The organism is uncultured Succiniclasticum sp. (genome assembly GCF_902793885.1).
GTDB lineage: Bacteria > Bacillota > Negativicutes > Acidaminococcales > Acidaminococcaceae > Succiniclasticum.
The window spans coordinates 23,223-40,282 of sequence record NZ_CADBFF010000019.1 but is presented as its reverse complement, the minus strand read 5'-3'; the positions used below and the strand labels follow the sequence as shown (position 1 = coordinate 40,282).

Below are 17,060 nucleotides of genomic sequence, written 5' to 3'. Positions count from 1 at the left end.
TAATTGCAGGCTTGTACGATTGACAGACGCGTGATTTCATATTAAACTATATAGCGAAAACAGTCTTTGGGGCAGGGTGAGTGTGTCCGGAAAATCCGGCGCATAATTCCCAACCGGCGGTACAGTCCGCGAGCCGACAGCGCCTGGTGCGCCGACGCACGATCCGGTGTGATTCCGGAACCGACAGTATAGTCTGGATGAGAAAAGACATGTAGGAACGATTTGTCTTGCCATAGGAAATGCCTCGTGACGTTTCCTGTGGTTTTTTATTTTGGAGAGTTGCCTATGTCTGACAATGAAATGTATATGCGCAGGGCGTTGGAACTTGCCCGACGGGCGGAAGGCTGTACCAGTCCCAATCCCATGGTGGGCTGTGTGATTGCCGACGCAGATGGAAAGATAGTCGGCGAAGGCTGGCACCGTAAGGCGGGGACGCCCCATGCGGAAGTGAACGCCATCGCGGACATGAAGGCGAAGCAACGGCAGGGCTACACTGCGTTTGTTACGCTGGAACCCTGTTCCCACTGGGGACGGACCGGTCCCTGTTGTGAAGCTCTGATCAAAGCGGGCATCAAACGGGTGGTGGCGGCCATGGAAGACCCCAATCCCAAAGTGGCGGGCAATGGGTTTCGCCGCCTGCGGGAAGCTGGCGTAGAAGTTGTTACAGGCGTCTGCGAAAAAGAAGCAAAGCGTCTGAATGAACACTTTTTACTGTGGGTTACCCAAAACCGTCCCTTTGTCAGTCTGAAATTTGCGGAGACGCTGGACGGCAAACTGGCCACATCTGCCAGGGATTCCCATTTCGTGACGGGGCAGGAGGCGCATACGTACAGCCATTACCTTCGTAAGATCCATGACGCAATCCTGGTAGGCATCGGTACGGTACTGGATGATGATCCGGAACTGACTACAAGGCTGGTGGAGGGGAAAAATCCCATCCGCATCGTGTTGGACAGCAGGGCCAGGATCCCCCTGACGGCAAAGGTGCTGCAGGGGGATGCGAGGACGGTAGTGGTTACCGCTCCGGAAGCGGACGCAGATACATGCGATACACTGCAGCGTCTGCATAACGTGGAAGTGGTAACTCTTCCCTGTGAGAATGGAAAAATTTCCGTTTCTGCTTTGCTGCAGTCCTTACATGAGCATGAGATTACGTCTGTTTTGGTAGAAGGCGGCAGCGAAGTGCTGGGCTCGTTTTTGGACAGTCAGACGGCTGACCGGGTCTACGCCTTTATTGCGCCGAAACTGGTGGGAGGAACCCATGCACTGCCTTCCGTTGGAGGCAGGGGCATTGAGCGAATGTCCCAATGCGCAACGGTTGTGGAACCGGAACTGCTGACCCTGGGGAAAGACTGGCTGATCACCGGCAGGGTAACGTTTTAAAAAGAAATGCAGAGGCTCTCTTTTGTCTGACTGATAAACCGTATGGCATTGTTTGTCTGCATGAGCAAGGAATGGGTTTTGCACTTACGATAGCGTAGTTATATAAAATTGTTTTAAAGATTGTTAAGAGTAACTATTTTTCCAAAATAGAAACTGTTAAAGAGAGGATGTATCATGTTTACGGGTTTAATTGCCACCCTTGGCACGGTGGAACGTCTTGCAGAAGGAAGTACAAGCTGTCGGCTGACGGTTCGCGCTCCCCAGTTGCTGTCCGGTGTAAAAATCGGGGACAGTATTGCCGTGAACGGTGTTTGTTTAACGGTAGTGCATCTGCGGGGCGATACCTTTACAGCGGACGTGATGCCGGAAACCGTGCGCAGGACCACGCTGCACCTGCTGCAGCCGGGGGACAGGGTGAATTTGGAAAAAGCGCTGCGGCCCACGGACGGATTGGACGGGCATATCGTGCAGGGACACGTGGAAGGCGTGGGAACGATTCAGCAGATTATTCCGGAAGGCAATGCACGGGTGTACCGGATTCAGGCCCCCGGGGAACTGCTTCGCTACATTGTGGAGAAAGGTTCCATCGCTGTGGACGGCATCAGCCTCACGGTGACGGAAACCGATGATTCGGGCTTTGGTGTTTCCCTGATTCCCCATACGGCAAAGATGACCACGCTGGGGTATAAAAGCGCTGGCGATGCTGTCAATCTGGAAACAGATATCCTGGCCCGGTATGTGGAGAAAATGCTGGGGATGGATAAAAAGGGGAACGGTTTTGCGGGCCGGCATAAGCCGGGTACTGCTGAGAATAACAATTCTGAACCGGAATTAACGGAAGCGTTTTTGCTCCGGCATGGTTTTTAAGGAAACACTAATAAAACCGCGCTTCCTTTTCAATATTAGTAAGAAGAGTATCAATAAGATCAGTTAGGTTTTTCCATTAAAGGCGGAATGGGAGAAGATGATGAAAGACTTTACATTCAACACGATTGAAGAAGCCATCGCTGCCATCAAGGCAGGGAAGATGGTGCTGGTAACCGATGACGAGGACCGGGAAAACGAAGGCGACCTGATCATGGCGGCCCAGTTCTGTACCGGGGAGTCCATCAATTTTATGGCGAAGGAAGCCCGGGGCCTCATCTGTATGCCGGCCGATGCCGAAATCATGGACAAGCTGCAGTTTGGCGCCATGGTTTCCCACAATACGGACAATCATGAAACGGCCTTTTCCGTTTCCATCGATCACGTGGATACCACGACGGGCATTTCGGCTTATGAGCGGGCTTACACTATGAAAAAGGTAACGGAACCCGGCGCCCAGGCTATGGATTTCCGGCGGCCGGGCCATGTGTTCCCGCTGCGCAGCCGGAAAGGCGGGGTGTTAGTGCGGACCGGGCACACGGAAACCACTACGGACCTGTGCCGGCTGGCGGGCCTGACACCGGTAGGCATCTGTTGCGAGATTATGGATGAAGACGGCCATATGATGCGCACGCCCCAGCTGATTGAGTTCGCGAAGAAACACAATCTGGTGTTCATAACGGTGGCCTCGCTGGTGGCGTACCGAAAGCAGCATGAAAAGATGGTCCACCGGGTGGCGGAGGCCAAGCTGCCTTCCAAATTCGGCACCTTTACAATTATTGCCTATGAAAACGATTTGGACGACTTATGCCACATCGCCCTGGTCAAGGGAGAGGTTGCAGGGAAAAAAGACGTGATGGTGCGGGTCCATTCGGAATGCCTCACCGGTGACGCCTTCGGAAGTTTGCGCTGCGACTGCGGCGACCAGCTGGCTTCCGCCCTGCGCATGATTGAAAAAGAAGGCTGCGGCGTTGTGGTCTATATGCGACAGGAAGGCCGGGGCATCGGGCTGGCCAATAAAATCCGGGCTTACGCACTGCAGGAGCAGGGACTGGATACCGTGGAAGCCAATGTGCGGCTGGGTTTTGCTCCGGACCTGCGGGACTACGGCATGGGCGCCCAGATTTTATCGGACCTGGGTCTCACCAGCGTCCGGCTAATCACCAACAATCCGGCAAAACGGGCCGGCTTATCCGGTTACGGCATCACGGTCACCGGACGAGTGCCCATTGAAATTGCACCCAATCAGTACAATGAGTTTTACCTGGAAACAAAGGAAAATAAAATGGGGCATGAGCTGTCGGATCTGCATTTGGGGTGTCATTGCGGCAACCATAAAGAATAAGCAGGGAAAAACATCGCAAAACCGTATACGATTGCTATTCCACGGATTTATACTCCTGTGGCTTCGAAACTCGAGGCTGCGCCTCTCGGACAGTCTCGCCACGACGGCGTACTTCATCTCGTGGAATAACACAATCGTCTCCGATGTTTTGCTCATGCATTTCCCTATCAGCTTAATTGAATTTATTATAGATTTTTTAAATATACTGAGAATGAACCATATGAGGAGGATTGAAAATGAAAACGATTGAAGGTATGTTAACGGCAAAAGGCTTGAAGCTGGCTATCGTAGTTTCCCGGTTTAACGAGTTTATTACCAGCAAGCTGTTGGGCGGTGCGGAAGACGCCATCCGCCGCACAGGAGGAAACACCGATGAGGTGGTTCTGGTCTGGGTGCCCGGGGCTTACGAGATTCCCCTGGCTGCGCAGAAACTGGCGGAAAGCGGAAAGTTTGACGCCGTGATTGCGCTGGGTGCGGTTATCCGCGGTTCCACTCCGCATTTTGATTACGTCTGCGCGGAAGCGGCCAAGGGTGTGGCTCAGGCGTCCATGAATACCGGCGTGCCGGTGGCGTTCGGAATCCTGACTACGGAAACTATCCAGCAGGCCGTGGAGCGTGCCGGAACCAAAGCTGGTAATAAAGGCTATGATGCTGCCATGAGCGCTATCGAAATGGCCAATCTGTTCAAAAAACTGTAACGGAACTGGATTGCAGTATTGCAGAAGCAATGCAAACGCGGGCGTGCGTAACATAGTGAAACGTATAAGCGTTACATAACGAAACACTGATTCATTCGTCTGCGTGCTTTATATAGAATCGGAAAAGGATTATTATGGAAGATATCAAAAGTAGTACATTGAACAAACCTGACGAAAAAATTAATAAAGATAAAACTGCGAAAGCAAAGTTTACCGGTGAAGGAGATATCCTGACCCGGGCGACGGTGGGTGACGCGCGCATTTATGTGGCTCGCACCACCCGTCTGGTGCGCAAGCTGTCCCTGCGCCATAATCTGTCCCACCTGGCCACCGCAGCCCTGGGGCGTACCGTAACCGGAGCGCTGCTGCTGGCGGCCACCATGAAAAACGAGGAAGGCGTTGGCATCAAAGTGACCGGCGACGGGCCCATTCAGGGCATCACGGGAGAAGCCCAGGGAGGTATTGCCCGGGGGTATGTGGGAAATCCGGATGTGTATCTGCCTCCGAAGAACGGACATCTGGATGTTGGCGGCGCGGTTGGCAACGGCACTATTTCCGTGACCCGTTACACAGCCGGCGCGAAACCTTTTACCGGAACGGCGGAGTTGGTGGACGGTGAGATTGCCGATGACCTGACAAGATATCTGTACACTTCCGAACAGACACCGTCTTCTGTAGGCCTGGGCGTGCTGGTAGATGAAACGGGCGACGTGCAGGCGGCAGGGGGCTGGTTCATCCAGGCGCTGCCCAACTGCAGTGAGGAAACCCTGGAGCAACTGGACAAAAATGTCAGGCGCACCCCCTATGTTTCCAGTCTCATCGACATGGGCTTCACCCCGGAGCGGATCATTCAGATGCTGGGAAAAGATATGGAAGTGGAAATTCTGGACAGCTATCCGCTGCATTTTGGCTGCCGCTGCAGCCGGGAGCGTGTAAAAGGCGTCCTGGAGACGTTGCCGAAAAAGGAACTGAAGCAGCTGGCAGAGGATGAGAAAACCGAAATTACCTGTCCGTACTGCAATGCAAAATATGAATTTACTCAGGAAGAAATGCAACATTTGGCACAAAAGGCTAAGAAATAAGCCGCTGTTCAAAAGCACTTCAGCCTGTCTATTTACATTTTCATTCTTTTTGTATATTCTTATCTTTATAAAACGGCAGTGCAGAGACCTGTCCCGAAATGCAACATGCGTTCAGGGAGGCTTGTTGCATAGGTGAAAAGAAAGAGGGGAATTACCATGCTGAATCAGATTTCATTGTTTGCGGCCAACACGAAAGGCGCATTAAGTAAAATAACCGGAGTGCTGGCTCAGTCAGATGTTAATATTTATACGATGCTGGCCACGGACAGCGCGGAGTTCGGCATTGTCCGGCTGATCGTGGACAAATCGGAAGAGGCAAAGTCTGCGTTGGAAAAAGCCGGCTACCAGTGCCGCCTGGACAAAGTCCTTGCCATTGACATGGCTTCGGATAAACCGGGCACGCTGAACCGGATCCTTTCTGATTTGCAGAACGCCAATGTGATGATACGCTATCTGTACATTTCCTTTGACCGCAGCGACAGTACGCCCATTGCGGTGTTCTGTACCGACGAACCGGAAACGGAAACGTTCCTGCGGGGCAAAGGCTACCGGTTGTTGGACCGTTTCTGATATCGGACCGTTTATATTAGCAAAGAATCTCTTTATCTATCATAGTAATTATAAAAAACGAATGAGGAAATACAAATGGAAATGCAGATGGAATTCATACGGAAGCTGCCCTCTCCTCAGGAGCTGATGCAGGATTATCCCCTTGGCGCGGAAGCGTTAGCCGTAAAAGCCGCAAGAGACAAAGAAATTAAGGATATTTTTTCCGGCACGGATGACCGTTTCATTCTGGTGATCGGCCCCTGTTCCGCCGATAACGAAGATGCGGTGCTGAACTACGTTCACCGTCTGGCCGGCGTGCAGGAAAAAGTTAAAGACAAACTGATGCTGATCCCCCGGGTTTATACGAACAAGCCCCGGACCATCGGCGTCGGTTATAAAGGCATGCTGCATCAGGCCAATCCGGAAGGCAAGGAAGACATGCTGGCGGGTATTACTGCCATCCGCAAGATGCACGTGCGGGTGGTGCAGGAAACCGGTCTCACCAGTGCGGAAGAAATCTTGTACCCGGAAAATCACCGCTACCTTTCCGACATTTTATCCTATGCAGCCATCGGCGCCCGTTCCGTGGAAGACCAGCTGCACCGGATGATCGCCAGCGGCGTGGGCATTCCCGTGGGCATGAAGAACCCCACCGGCGGCGACATCGGCGTCATGATGAATTCGATTGAAGCGGCCCAGCATGAACAGAGCTTCCTGTTCCACGGCTGGGAAGTGCGCACGAAAGGCAATCCGCTGGCTCACGCTATTTTGCGTGGTTATGTTGACAAATTCGGCAACAACATGCCTAACTACCATTATGAAGATCTGCAGGGACTGCTGGACGCCTATCACGAGCGGGAAGTGATCAACCCGGCCGTCATTGTGGACGCCAACCACTCCAACTCCGGGAAAAAATATCTGGAACAGATCCGCATTTCCAAAGACGTGATGCATAGCCGCCAGGTTGCTCCCGATATCCGGCAGCTGGTGAAAGGCATCATGATCGAAAGCTACCTGGAAGACGGCAACCAGAAAATCGGCGGCGGCGTGTATGGCCGCTCCATTACCGACCCCTGTCTGGGCTGGGCCAAGAGTGAGCGCCTGATTCTTGAACTGGCAGAGATGGTGTAAGGGATGAAAAAAGCATAATTGTAAGAAACGTCGTAACAGAATATATCTTCCTTATCAGAAAGCGCCGAATATGTCACAAACATTTCGGCGTTTTTTCTTTGCAAGTGTGATATATAAAGCAACAAAAGCAACACGGACAGGAAAGACTAACGCAGTTTACTGTTGCGCGCAAGAAAAACCTGTGTGAAAAAGTGGGACACGGGTTGCCCGGCAACGCGACTTTGAGTGTCAAAGCCACAGGCGAATAAGTCCATGGAATAAGCAATCGTTGACCTTTTTACGATGTCTGTTCCTTTTGTTTAAAAATAATCGTTTAAAGCTTTATAATTATCTCCATTTTCCATACTGTGGTCGTAAAAACGACCAACCTTGAAACGCAAACTTGCATGGATACTGGGATTTGGTTCCGCCACCTCTTAATATATAAAGGATAGACAGTTTATATGTCTGTACAGGCGAAGCCGTAAGATACAACTGTCAAACTGCAAGAGCGTGGAGGCTTTGGGTTTCTCCGCCGGGGATAGCAAAATGTTCATAAAACCGTCACACATTCCCTTGCACCCTTATACGAATCGCGATACAATATAAATGGAAACAATGCCCCGGTCGGAAAGAGGTATAGTTTGAAAACAATTGACTGGGATTCGTTAACGTTTGCCAATAATTATGTGTTTCAGGAGGTGCTGAAGAACAAAGAACTCTGCAAGTACCTGATTGAACGGATTTTACACATACAAATCAAGGATATCCGCTATCTCATAGCAGAACGACAGATCAACAGCGCGAGAATCAGCAGTAAAAGCATACGGCTTGATGTGTATGTGGAGAATCAGGAAGGAACAGTACTGGACATCGAAATGCAGGTGACCGGTGACAACAGCACGGTGTATTCCGACAAAGATGAAGCAACGGTGATTAAAGGGCTGCCCCTGCGCACGCGGTATTATCAGAGTCTGATTAGTATGGATATGCTGAAACAGGGAATGAAGTATCGCGAGTTGCGCAAGTCCTATGTAATTTTTATCTGTACCTTTGATCCGTTCGGTAAAGGGTTGCCGATGTATCATTTCACTTATCGGTGCAAGGAAGATAATACCCTTGAGATGGGTGATCTGACGGAGAATATTTACCTGAACGCCAGGGCAGCGGATAAAGCAGAGGATACGGCACTGGCAGACTTTCTGTGTTATGTGAACAGCGGAAAGGCCGGCAGCGAGTTTACGCAGGCTATTGATGCAGAAACGAAGCGTGTGACAAATGATGAAGATTGGAGGGAGAGATACGTGACCTGGGAAATGGATTTAAAGATTATACAGGAAGATGCAGAAAAGAAGGGCCGCTTAGCTGGTAACAAGGAAGGCCGCATTGACACGGCCAAAGCGTTAAAAAAGCAGGGCAAGTTGTCTGACTCCGAAATTGCCGAAGTGACGGCTCTTCCGTTGCGTGAAGTTGCGGCGCTGTGACTATGTTGGAAAGACGATTGATTTGGTTTAAATAATAAATAATAAAAATAATAGACTGGGCTTGCTTCCGTTGCGGTCTGTCAGAAATGGCAGGCCGCGGTTTTTACCTTTTTGAATTCAAACTGGACCAGAGCGTGGACGCGGTGCTGGCGCAGATTGTAGAAAAGCAGTATGCGCTGCCTTACGCGGCGGATACGCGGAAGATGTATAAGATTGGCGTGAACTATGATTCTGCAGCGCGGAACCTGACGGAGTGGAAAGTGGCGGAGAAAGGCTGAATGTTTTTCAAAGATAACCCTCCTTCTGTTTTGTAATATTTTGAAACCGCAGGCGAAAGAAAAAGGGGCTGTTGCACCAAATTAGTGCAACAGCCCCTTTAGTCTGTTGTTCCCTTTGTAATTATAATTTTCCCTGCTTTTCGTACAGCAGCAGGAGCAATTCCCTTTGCGAAGTGGTGCCGGTCTTGCGCAGCAGCTTGGTGATGTGAAACTTGACAGTTCGCTGGCTGATGAAAAGCGCTTCGCTGATTTCGGCAATGCTTTGGCCAGAAAGAATGCAATCCAGCACCTCGGCCTCTCGCTGGGTCAGCCCATAGCGGACACAGTAATCCGGGGCGGGGAGCGAGGTTGTTACCTCCGCTGCGGGGAGTGGGGTTGTTACCTCCGCTGCGGGGAGTGGGGTTGTTACCTCCGCTGCGGCAGAATCCGCTGCGGCGGAACCAAGGGTAAAACGCAGGGCACTGCTGTAAAAAACAATGACCAGGCACCCGACAATGGCTAATACATACAGCAACGTAAAGAACAGTTTGTCCGCATCCAGTATAAAAGCGCCGAAAACAGTGGCCACGCTGACGGTAAACATCTGCAAGGAACGACCGGTTACGGCCCAGGGCTTCAGCGATGGCCGGTGGGCGGCGAGGTCTACAAAGGCCAGAATGATGAACAGGGTAAAGAAGCCATTCATGAAATCGCCAAAATAATGAAGTGGGTAATACAAAACCTGTTCTTGTCCGACCCAGATATCCAAAATGTCCTGCGCTTTGGCAAACAGTGCGGCCAAGGGCAAATACAGCCGGTTGCGGTCAGCAAAATAACCGGCTGCGATGGAACCTGCGCAATAGGACAGGCGGGAGAATCCGAACAAATCATTAAAATCGTGATAAGCGTCCATATACAGGTCCCCAATGCCATGGAGCAGGGAAAGCAGGACAACAATCAAAAGCGTCATGGGTACGGACCAGCGGAAAACGGATATATCGACACGGGGTGGTGTTTGTTCCGCAGGTTGTTCAGCCGCTGACGTTTCCATCGGGGAAAGTTGTTCCAGGCATTTGGGCAATAGCATTGCCAGACCGCCCATGCACAGCACCGAGGCAGTCAGAAAGCCAGTCAACGAGGCATTCAGAACCGCATGGAAACCTGACTGCAACAGCAGGGAAAAGGCGGTCGAAAAACCGAAGAAACGACCGGTCACGTCCAGCGCCACGTGCAGGGAAACCAAATGAAAAATCAGCGCAAACACGCCCCCTGAAAGTGCCATAAAGAAAGCAAGCAGCAACAGGCGAGGGCCCGTTTCCACGAATGGGAACGCCACTACGGAAAGCATGATCGTCGCCAACACCAGAAGCAGATACCGCTGCCAGCATGTAGGCCGGAGCCCGTAGCACACGGTGCCGGAGAAAACTGCCAACATCATGCAAAGATCCGGTAACATTTCCGTACCGGGGATAATGGAAGAGAAAAAGGTTTGTGGCCAGTCGATGCCGGCAAAATGGAGCGCCATGTACACCGTGGTGGCCCAGAAAAAGTACAACGCATTGGCCACGAACAGGGACACGGTGCATCTATCTGCACCGACAGTTTTTTGTAAGATAATGGAACGCGATATCGGCGATAAAGATGTAGGAGTCACGTTCATCAAATCCTTTTCTATTTAAATTGGCAATCAATAAATTGGCAATCAAAATGAAAAAATAAAAAGCAAATAATTTCTTGTTAAGGATAACAATTTCACATGAATATTATAAGCCAAAAATCTTGTATTAGCAATAAAAAAGCACCGATTAGCGGATATAATTGCAAAACTGTACGCGGGTACAGGTCTATTTTACCGTTTTCCCCCTCCTTACAAGGCAAAACTGTACGAAAGGGCAAAAGGAAATTTTCCTGTCGTCATCGAATAGCCGGGGTATATCCTCATAGGGAGATTAGAACATAGAGCAAAGGGGGGAACTATTACGCTTACAAGTGAACCGTTGCATGAGTTGCAGGATACATATTTTATAATTTTATAAGATGGAGGATTGGAGAATGAACAATATCTACCAAGTGATTTGGAGCCAAGTAAAACAATGCTATGTAGTGACGAGCGAACTGGCGAAGCGACGCGGCAAAGGCTGCGGAGCCCGTTCCTTGCGTGTGGCTGCGGTATCTATGGGCGTGACGGCTGCGCTGCTTTCAGCCTGGACCGGAGTGGGTACGAGCGTGGTACATGCTGAATCTGTAAATGTTGCAAGCGACAGCAAAATAACGATTAGCGAAAACAAATCTGGTGTGACATACAATCTGAATGGATCGAACATCACCTTCACGGTAGCCAGTGGAGGCAGTGTGCATGACATCTACGGGAGTGGTACTGCATCTATTAGCCTAAATACGGTTTATGTTTACGGCACCGTAAGCGGAAGTTATGTTACCGGCGGATACGCCTTTAATGGTGGCGAGGTGACGGAAAATACTGTCACGGTCTCCGGAGATGCGGCTTTGATCAATGGTGCGGTTTATGGCGGAAATGCTAGTAATGGATTACAAGCTTCGGGTTCCGCGACGGGGAATAAGGTTTTCATTTATGGCGGAACGGTTAATGGTAAGGATGGTGTGTATGGCGGTTATTCGTATAGTCGCGACGCAAACGAGAATAAGGTGACCATCGAAGACGGTTCCGTAGTTTCCGTGAAAGGCGGGTACAGCACCGCGCGATCCGGATCAGCAATCAAAAATAGGGTTACGATAAGCGGCGGTACCGTGACGAGCACCGGCGTTCGCGCCGTGGTCGGCGGTGCTGGTGGAAGCACCAGTGAGGACAGCGTAACCCAAGAAAATGAGGTAATCATTAAAGGAAATGCGAAAATTAAGGGTTCTGTCATCGGAGGCGCGGATGCAGCATACGCAGCGGTGGTCAACAAAAACACGGTAACGATTAAAGAAAGCGCTGTAATCGACGGCAGTATGTACGGCGGGTACGGCAACTTAAACGTAAAGGATAAAACGGAAAACAAGGTCTTCATTGAAGGTGGTTCGGTTAGCGGCAATGTGTACGGTGGATATATTACAAATTATTCTATGGGTGCTAGCGAAGAACCGGCCGGTAATGTGAAGAAGAACGAGGTACATATCACCGGCGGCACGGTTGGCACCAATGATAAAACTGTTGTTGCCGGCGGCTATGTGGACGAATATGCCACAGGCGCGGCGATGGATAATGCCGTCACGATCACCGGCGGCACGGTGAAAAGTCGCGTCTTCGGCGGTCATGTAAACAACGCCACGAGTGCGGCGACGGGGAATAAGCTGAACATTTCTGTTGCAGACACGTCTGTCGCAGATACGGTACTGGAGAGAAATGCGTACGGTGGTTATGCTATTGGTACGGGCGAGGTGTCGAATAATAACGTCACGATCACCGGCGGCACGTTGAACTACAATGTTTACGCAGGCTACTCCGTGGGGGGCGCGGCGCGCAATAATACGGTCGATATCAGCGGTAAAAACACGAACGTGGGCTTCGGTGTTTATGGCGGCTACAACAATGAAACCGATAACGCGGAATTTACCGTGAATAATAACACGGTCAAGATAACCGATGCCACCATTGGCGGAGCGGTGTCCGGCGGCGATGGCGACCAAGATGTTTTTGAGAACAGGGTAGAAATCACCGGCGGCAAATTGGGCCAAATGGATGCAGTCAGTTTGGTCACGGGTGGTGATGCCTACGATGGAAGCGCAACGAAAAACGAGGTCAAGATTAGCGGGGGAACGCAGCTGATTGGCGAGGTATACGGAGGCTACTCTTCCAACAGCAAGACTGCCAATAACATCGTCACAATTGATAATACCACGGTGAAAAAGGCCGAAGAAGGATACCGGGGGAACGTTTTCGGTGGCAGCTCTCAAGGCGATGCTACGGGTAACAGAGTGACCATCAGCGGCGCCGAAACACAGGTAGAGGGCAAAGTTTACGGCGGTAATGTTTTTAAATCGAAGGTCTCGGCCGATGCGACGAGTAATACTGTCGAGATTAAAGGCGGCACCATTGGCAAAAGCGATGGCGACACAGTATTTGGCGGCTACACCAATAATGGTGATTCCAAGCAAAATAACGTCATCATTACGGGCGGCACGGTAAACGGTGATGTCTATGGCGGCTATTCCGGTTATTACAACAATATATATGGTGATTCCGATCAAAATAACGTCATCATTAAGGGCGGCACGGTAAACGGTAATGTCTATGGCGGCTATTCCGATTCGAGCGACGCGACCGGTAACTCTGTGACCATTACCGGCGGCACGGTAAACGGTGACGTGGTCGGCGGCTATGCCTATTCTGATGCGGCTAAGAACACCGTTACCCTGAGTAATTGCACAATCAACGGCGATGTCTACGGCATCTGGACGTGGGGGGAAGGTGAAACGATGAAAAATGCGGTGAACCTCACGGGCAAGGTATCCGGATTGGATGGCGAGTATAGCGTTGTATCTGGTTGTGGCGGGAGCAACGCTGATAACACCGGCAATGAATTGCACATCGGCGGCACGAAGACATACAATGAATCAGGTGAGCCTGTTGTTAGCAAAGGTGAAGCATGGCAGGGCATGACCGGCGATGTCGTTACGAACAAAATTAGTACGGTGGAGTTATTTGAATCAATTGTGTACCACAACGTAAAGTGGGATGAAAATGTGCCGGCGCTGGAAGTAAAGACGTTGTATGATGTTGATGCCATAGACATTACGAATCTGGCCTTTGATTCCCTTGGCACGGGGACGATGGCGCTGCTGAAAGCAACTGCTGATGACAGCGACCTGAGCGCTATTACACTTACATATAAAGATGGCAGCACCGTTGTGACAGGCAAAGAGATTAATGCGAGCGGCGTAGTGATCAGCGGCGGCACACCCTCAACGGAAAAAGACGGCGTGAACGGAGTGAAGCTGACTTCCACTTCCAGCGATAAGGTGCTGCTGGCATCGGACAAAAAGGCAATCAATTATTCCAAAGGTGCAACGACAGTGAGCGCGATTACCTTTGGTACGTTTGATATTGACAAGGGTGCAAGGGATTTGACCGGATCTTCCTTTGCGACTGCGAATACGGTAGATGCAAAAGATTTGAAGTTTGCGGATACTGCCAACGCGCTGAAGAAGAATGAAAGCATCACGCTGGTGACGAATGCAACGGGGATTACCACAACGGTTGCCAACGAAACTGGCAAGACGATAGCAATCAAAGATTATAAGGACGCGCAGAAGATTAAATACAATGCAACCGCCAGCGGTACTGTAACTTCTGCAGGCGGTGCGGTGAAGTACACGGTGGGAAGCGTGACGGTGAGCGACATTGATGTATCGCAGTGGAACGGAACAACTTCAGCCGTGACGGCAAGCTGGGATACGAAAAATGCTGCAGTGACGACAAATGGCATTTCAGTTTCCGGCATGAACCCCGGCGACACCAAAACGATCCTGACGGCTGCCAGCGGCTCTGATTTTTCCAATGTGACGCTGGATGCCGGCGCGTGGCAAGAGGGCGGCGCTATTACCGATACGGCTGTGAACGGCGTGAGCATTGCCGGCGAGACCACCGGCGGCGGTGTGAAGGTAAGTGATGACAAGAGCCAGCTGGTTTACCAGCAGGATAAGAAAAATGTGACAGGTATTACTCTGGGCGCGTTTGATGCGTCGAAGGCGGCGCGCAGCTTTGGCAGCGGCGACGATTTAAGAAGCGCAACGATAAATGCAGAAGGCTTCAGCATTTCCAATTTGGATGCGACAAAGGCATCGGTAGTGGTTGTGGATGCAACGAATGCGATTAAGGACGACTCCAGCGGTGCAACACTGAAAAAATTTGAGAAACAAAATGTTGGAGACGCTGTTGCGTTTGAGGATAAAATTGCGGAAACGGTGCTGACGTTCAGCGGCACGCATCAGGACGCGCTGGAGCAGAATGACGCGCAGACGCAGATCGTTTACAAGGTTGGCGACAAGAACGTTACCGGCGTGAAGTTTGACGGTGAAGTTGCCTGGAGTGACAGCGCGTATTACGAAGCAGATGCAGGATATAAATTTGCTGCGACGGATGTGGATGCGGCCGGATTGACAGTGACGGGTTCGTCCACTGCGGTGTTGACAAAAGGCGATGCTATGACGCTGCTGTCTGCGGAAGGGATGAAGGCAAACATTACAGCAGCACCTGCCGATGCAGGCGGCGTGGACCTCAGCTACACTGAAAAGGGCATTTCCTTTACCGGAAAGACCAAGGGCGAAGTGAAAGCGGCGGACAATGCGGTGAAGTATGAAGTGACAGGTGTTGGCATGAACAGTGTTGACATTGGCGAAGTTGCGTGGCAGAAGGGCGCTACCCTTGTTGACAACAATGATGCAAGTTATGACTTCACAGGTGTTAAGGAAATCGGCACGAAGAACTTTGCCGTGACGTATGCGGATGGTGTACCGCAAACTGTTGCAAAGGGTGACAGCATGACGTTGATTGCAGCGAATGAGACGCTGCAAGATATTGTAAAAGAAGAAACGAATACTTGGAACTACCCCGATGCCTACGAACCGGTAGCCGGCGTAACATTGAAGGGTGAAATCAACGGTAAGCTGTCCAAGAGCGGCAACAATGTTGTGTTTACTGCTACGGAAAATAAAGCGACTGCGCTGACCTTTGGCAAAGTAGAATGGACTGGCGATACGGCGCTGATCGATCACAGCAAGACGCTGACAAACGTTTCCTTCGACGGCGCAACGGTAGACACGTCCAATATCGACTTCTACAAAGAGATGTACATTGAGGCAGACCAGACGATGACCCTGGTGTCCAACTTTGGCGGTGAGGCAAAAGTTACGCCGGAAAGCACCAAGTACATGGTGGGCACGGCGTACGAGGGCGAAAGCGAAACAAAGATGGAAGGCGATAACCTGATCATCCATACCACGACCGCCGCGGGGCTGTCCGAGCAGACCCATAAGACCGTAATGGCTATGGAGGCCGGTATGGCATTGTTGGCAGGCGGCGGTGAGCATGTGGGCAAGGCGCTGGAAGGCCTGGGGGATGCTGCGAACCGGGGTCCCGATGGAACTTCGGTTGGTGTTTCCATAGGCGGCAGCGGGAACCGTTACGAGACAGGCAGCCATGTGAACGTGAACGCCTGGAATGCGGTAGTTGCTGTTGGCGCTAAACGGGAGTTGAAGCAAGGCGCACTGGAATACGGTGTCTTCGGTGAATACGGCAAAGGCAGTTATAAACTGTACAATGACGACGGCGGCAAGGGTGACGGTGACGCCCATTACGCAGGCGGCGGCCTGATGGTTAAGTGGACAAACAAGCATGATGTATATGCGGAGGCAAGCTTCCGTCTGGGCCGCATGAGCGACAGCGCCGACAACATCCTGGAAGGCGGCGGGAACAAATACGGGTATGATGTTCACGCCAACTATTACGGCGCCCATGTGGGCATTGGCAAGGTCTTTAATTATAAAGGCGGGAAGAGCCTGGACGTGTACGGCAAGTACTTCTACACGAAGCGTGACGGTGTGGAATACGATGCCAAGCAGCATTACAATCTGGACAGCGTAGCCAGCAGTGTGCTGCGAATCGGCGCCCGGTATGGTACTACAGATAAGAAGTGGAACTGGTACGGCGGCCTGGCCTACGAATACGAATTTGACGGAGAGGCAAAAGGCACGGTCAATGGAACAGAGATTCGTGCGGCCAGCATCAAGGGCAGCAGCGTGCGAGGTGAGTTCGGTATGCGGATGGATGCCACGAAGGACAATCCGTGGCGGACAGACATCAGCATCTACGGTTACGGCGGCAAGCACCGCGGCTTTGGCGGTAGTGTGAACGTAGCGTATACGTTCTAAAGGAAGTGTTAGTGGCAAAAACAAGAATGCCATGTAAAAGGGACAAACACTACCCTATATAATATGAAGAAAGAGGAGTGGGGATTTCCCATTCCTCTTTTTAAGTGCATAGCCAGGGATTTTCGCGTCGGCGCAGTGGCAGCTTTCCCGAACAAAGCAATAAAATGAACGAAAGAAGTGCTATCTGGAGACAGACAATTAAGCTGTCTATATTTATAACAGAAAGCAGGCTGGAAAGCCGCGTCATTATTGGAGTTGCGAAAAAAGTCCGGTCACTGAAGTGACCGGAAGGATAAAATGAAGGTCCTGTAATAATCTATAAAACTTGAATATGTTTTTCTCTTTCAATTATAATCACGCAGACAAATTAACTCTCCTGAATTTCAATTAGAAACAGT

General features: G+C 50.9%; 11 protein-coding genes and 1 riboswitch. Of the genes, 10 read left to right on the top strand and 1 reads right to left on the bottom strand.

Annotation, left to right across the window (positions count from 1 at the left end; all coding sequences use genetic code 11):
• Positions 1–58: 58 nt before the first annotated feature.
• Positions 59–213: riboswitch (FMN riboswitch) on the top strand.
• A gap of 72 nt (positions 214–285) precedes the next feature.
• The 9 genes from ribD (at position 286) to QZV31_RS09580 (ending at position 8,793) form a co-directional block, all read left to right on the top strand.
• On the top strand, positions 286–1,383 hold the full coding sequence (gene ribD / locus QZV31_RS09620) for a bifunctional diaminohydroxyphosphoribosylaminopyrimidine deaminase/5-amino-6-(5-phosphoribosylamino)uracil reductase RibD (protein WP_295359952.1): 1,098 nt from the start codon (positions 286–288) through the stop codon (positions 1,381–1,383).
• 174 nt (positions 1,384–1,557) lie between these two features.
• Complete coding sequence (locus tag QZV31_RS09615) at positions 1,558–2,250, top strand: riboflavin synthase (protein WP_295359950.1); 693 nt, start codon at positions 1,558–1,560, stop codon at positions 2,248–2,250.
• A 100-nt stretch (positions 2,251–2,350) separates the two neighbouring features.
• The gene (locus tag QZV31_RS09610) at positions 2,351–3,592 is read left to right on the top strand and encodes a bifunctional 3,4-dihydroxy-2-butanone-4-phosphate synthase/GTP cyclohydrolase II (protein ID WP_366508711.1); all 1,242 of its coding nucleotides are present in this window, start codon (positions 2,351–2,353) and stop codon (positions 3,590–3,592) included.
• 236 nt (positions 3,593–3,828) lie between these two features.
• Positions 3,829–4,290, top strand: a complete 462-nt coding sequence (ribE, locus tag QZV31_RS09605) for a 6,7-dimethyl-8-ribityllumazine synthase (RefSeq protein WP_295359947.1) — start codon at positions 3,829–3,831, stop codon at positions 4,288–4,290.
• 134 nt (positions 4,291–4,424) lie between these two features.
• Positions 4,425–5,372, top strand: a complete 948-nt coding sequence (gene hslO, locus QZV31_RS09600; protein ID WP_295359945.1) for an Hsp33 family molecular chaperone HslO — start codon at positions 4,425–4,427, stop codon at positions 5,370–5,372.
• Positions 5,373–5,528: 156 nt separating this feature from the next.
• On the top strand, positions 5,529–5,942 hold the full coding sequence (locus tag QZV31_RS09595; RefSeq protein ID WP_093729532.1) for an amino acid-binding protein: 414 nt from the start codon (positions 5,529–5,531) through the stop codon (positions 5,940–5,942).
• 75 nt (positions 5,943–6,017) lie between these two features.
• Entirely contained in the window at positions 6,018–7,052 is a 1,035-nt protein-coding gene (locus QZV31_RS09590; RefSeq protein ID WP_295359943.1) for a 3-deoxy-7-phosphoheptulonate synthase, read from the top strand.
• 623 nt (positions 7,053–7,675) lie between these two features.
• On the top strand, positions 7,676–8,515 hold the full coding sequence (locus QZV31_RS09585) for an Rpn family recombination-promoting nuclease/putative transposase (protein ID WP_295359941.1): 840 nt from the start codon (positions 7,676–7,678) through the stop codon (positions 8,513–8,515).
• 86 nt (positions 8,516–8,601) lie between these two features.
• Positions 8,602–8,793, top strand: a complete 192-nt coding sequence (locus QZV31_RS09580) for a PD-(D/E)XK nuclease domain-containing protein (RefSeq protein ID WP_295359939.1) — start codon at positions 8,602–8,604, stop codon at positions 8,791–8,793.
• A gap of 121 nt (positions 8,794–8,914) precedes the next feature.
• On the opposite strand, the gene QZV31_RS09575 is transcribed toward QZV31_RS09580, so the two are convergent.
• Positions 8,915–10,351, bottom strand: a complete 1,437-nt coding sequence (locus QZV31_RS09575) for a helix-turn-helix transcriptional regulator (protein WP_295359937.1) — start codon at positions 10,349–10,351, stop codon at positions 8,915–8,917.
• 473 nt (positions 10,352–10,824) lie between these two features.
• Here QZV31_RS09575 and QZV31_RS09570 point away from each other — a divergent pair, with 473 nt between their 5' ends.
• Positions 10,825–16,662, top strand: coding sequence for an ESPR-type extended signal peptide-containing protein (locus tag QZV31_RS09570; protein ID WP_295359935.1), 5,838 nt, complete (start codon positions 10,825–10,827; stop codon positions 16,660–16,662).
• The last annotated feature ends 398 nt before the right edge of the window (positions 16,663–17,060 follow it).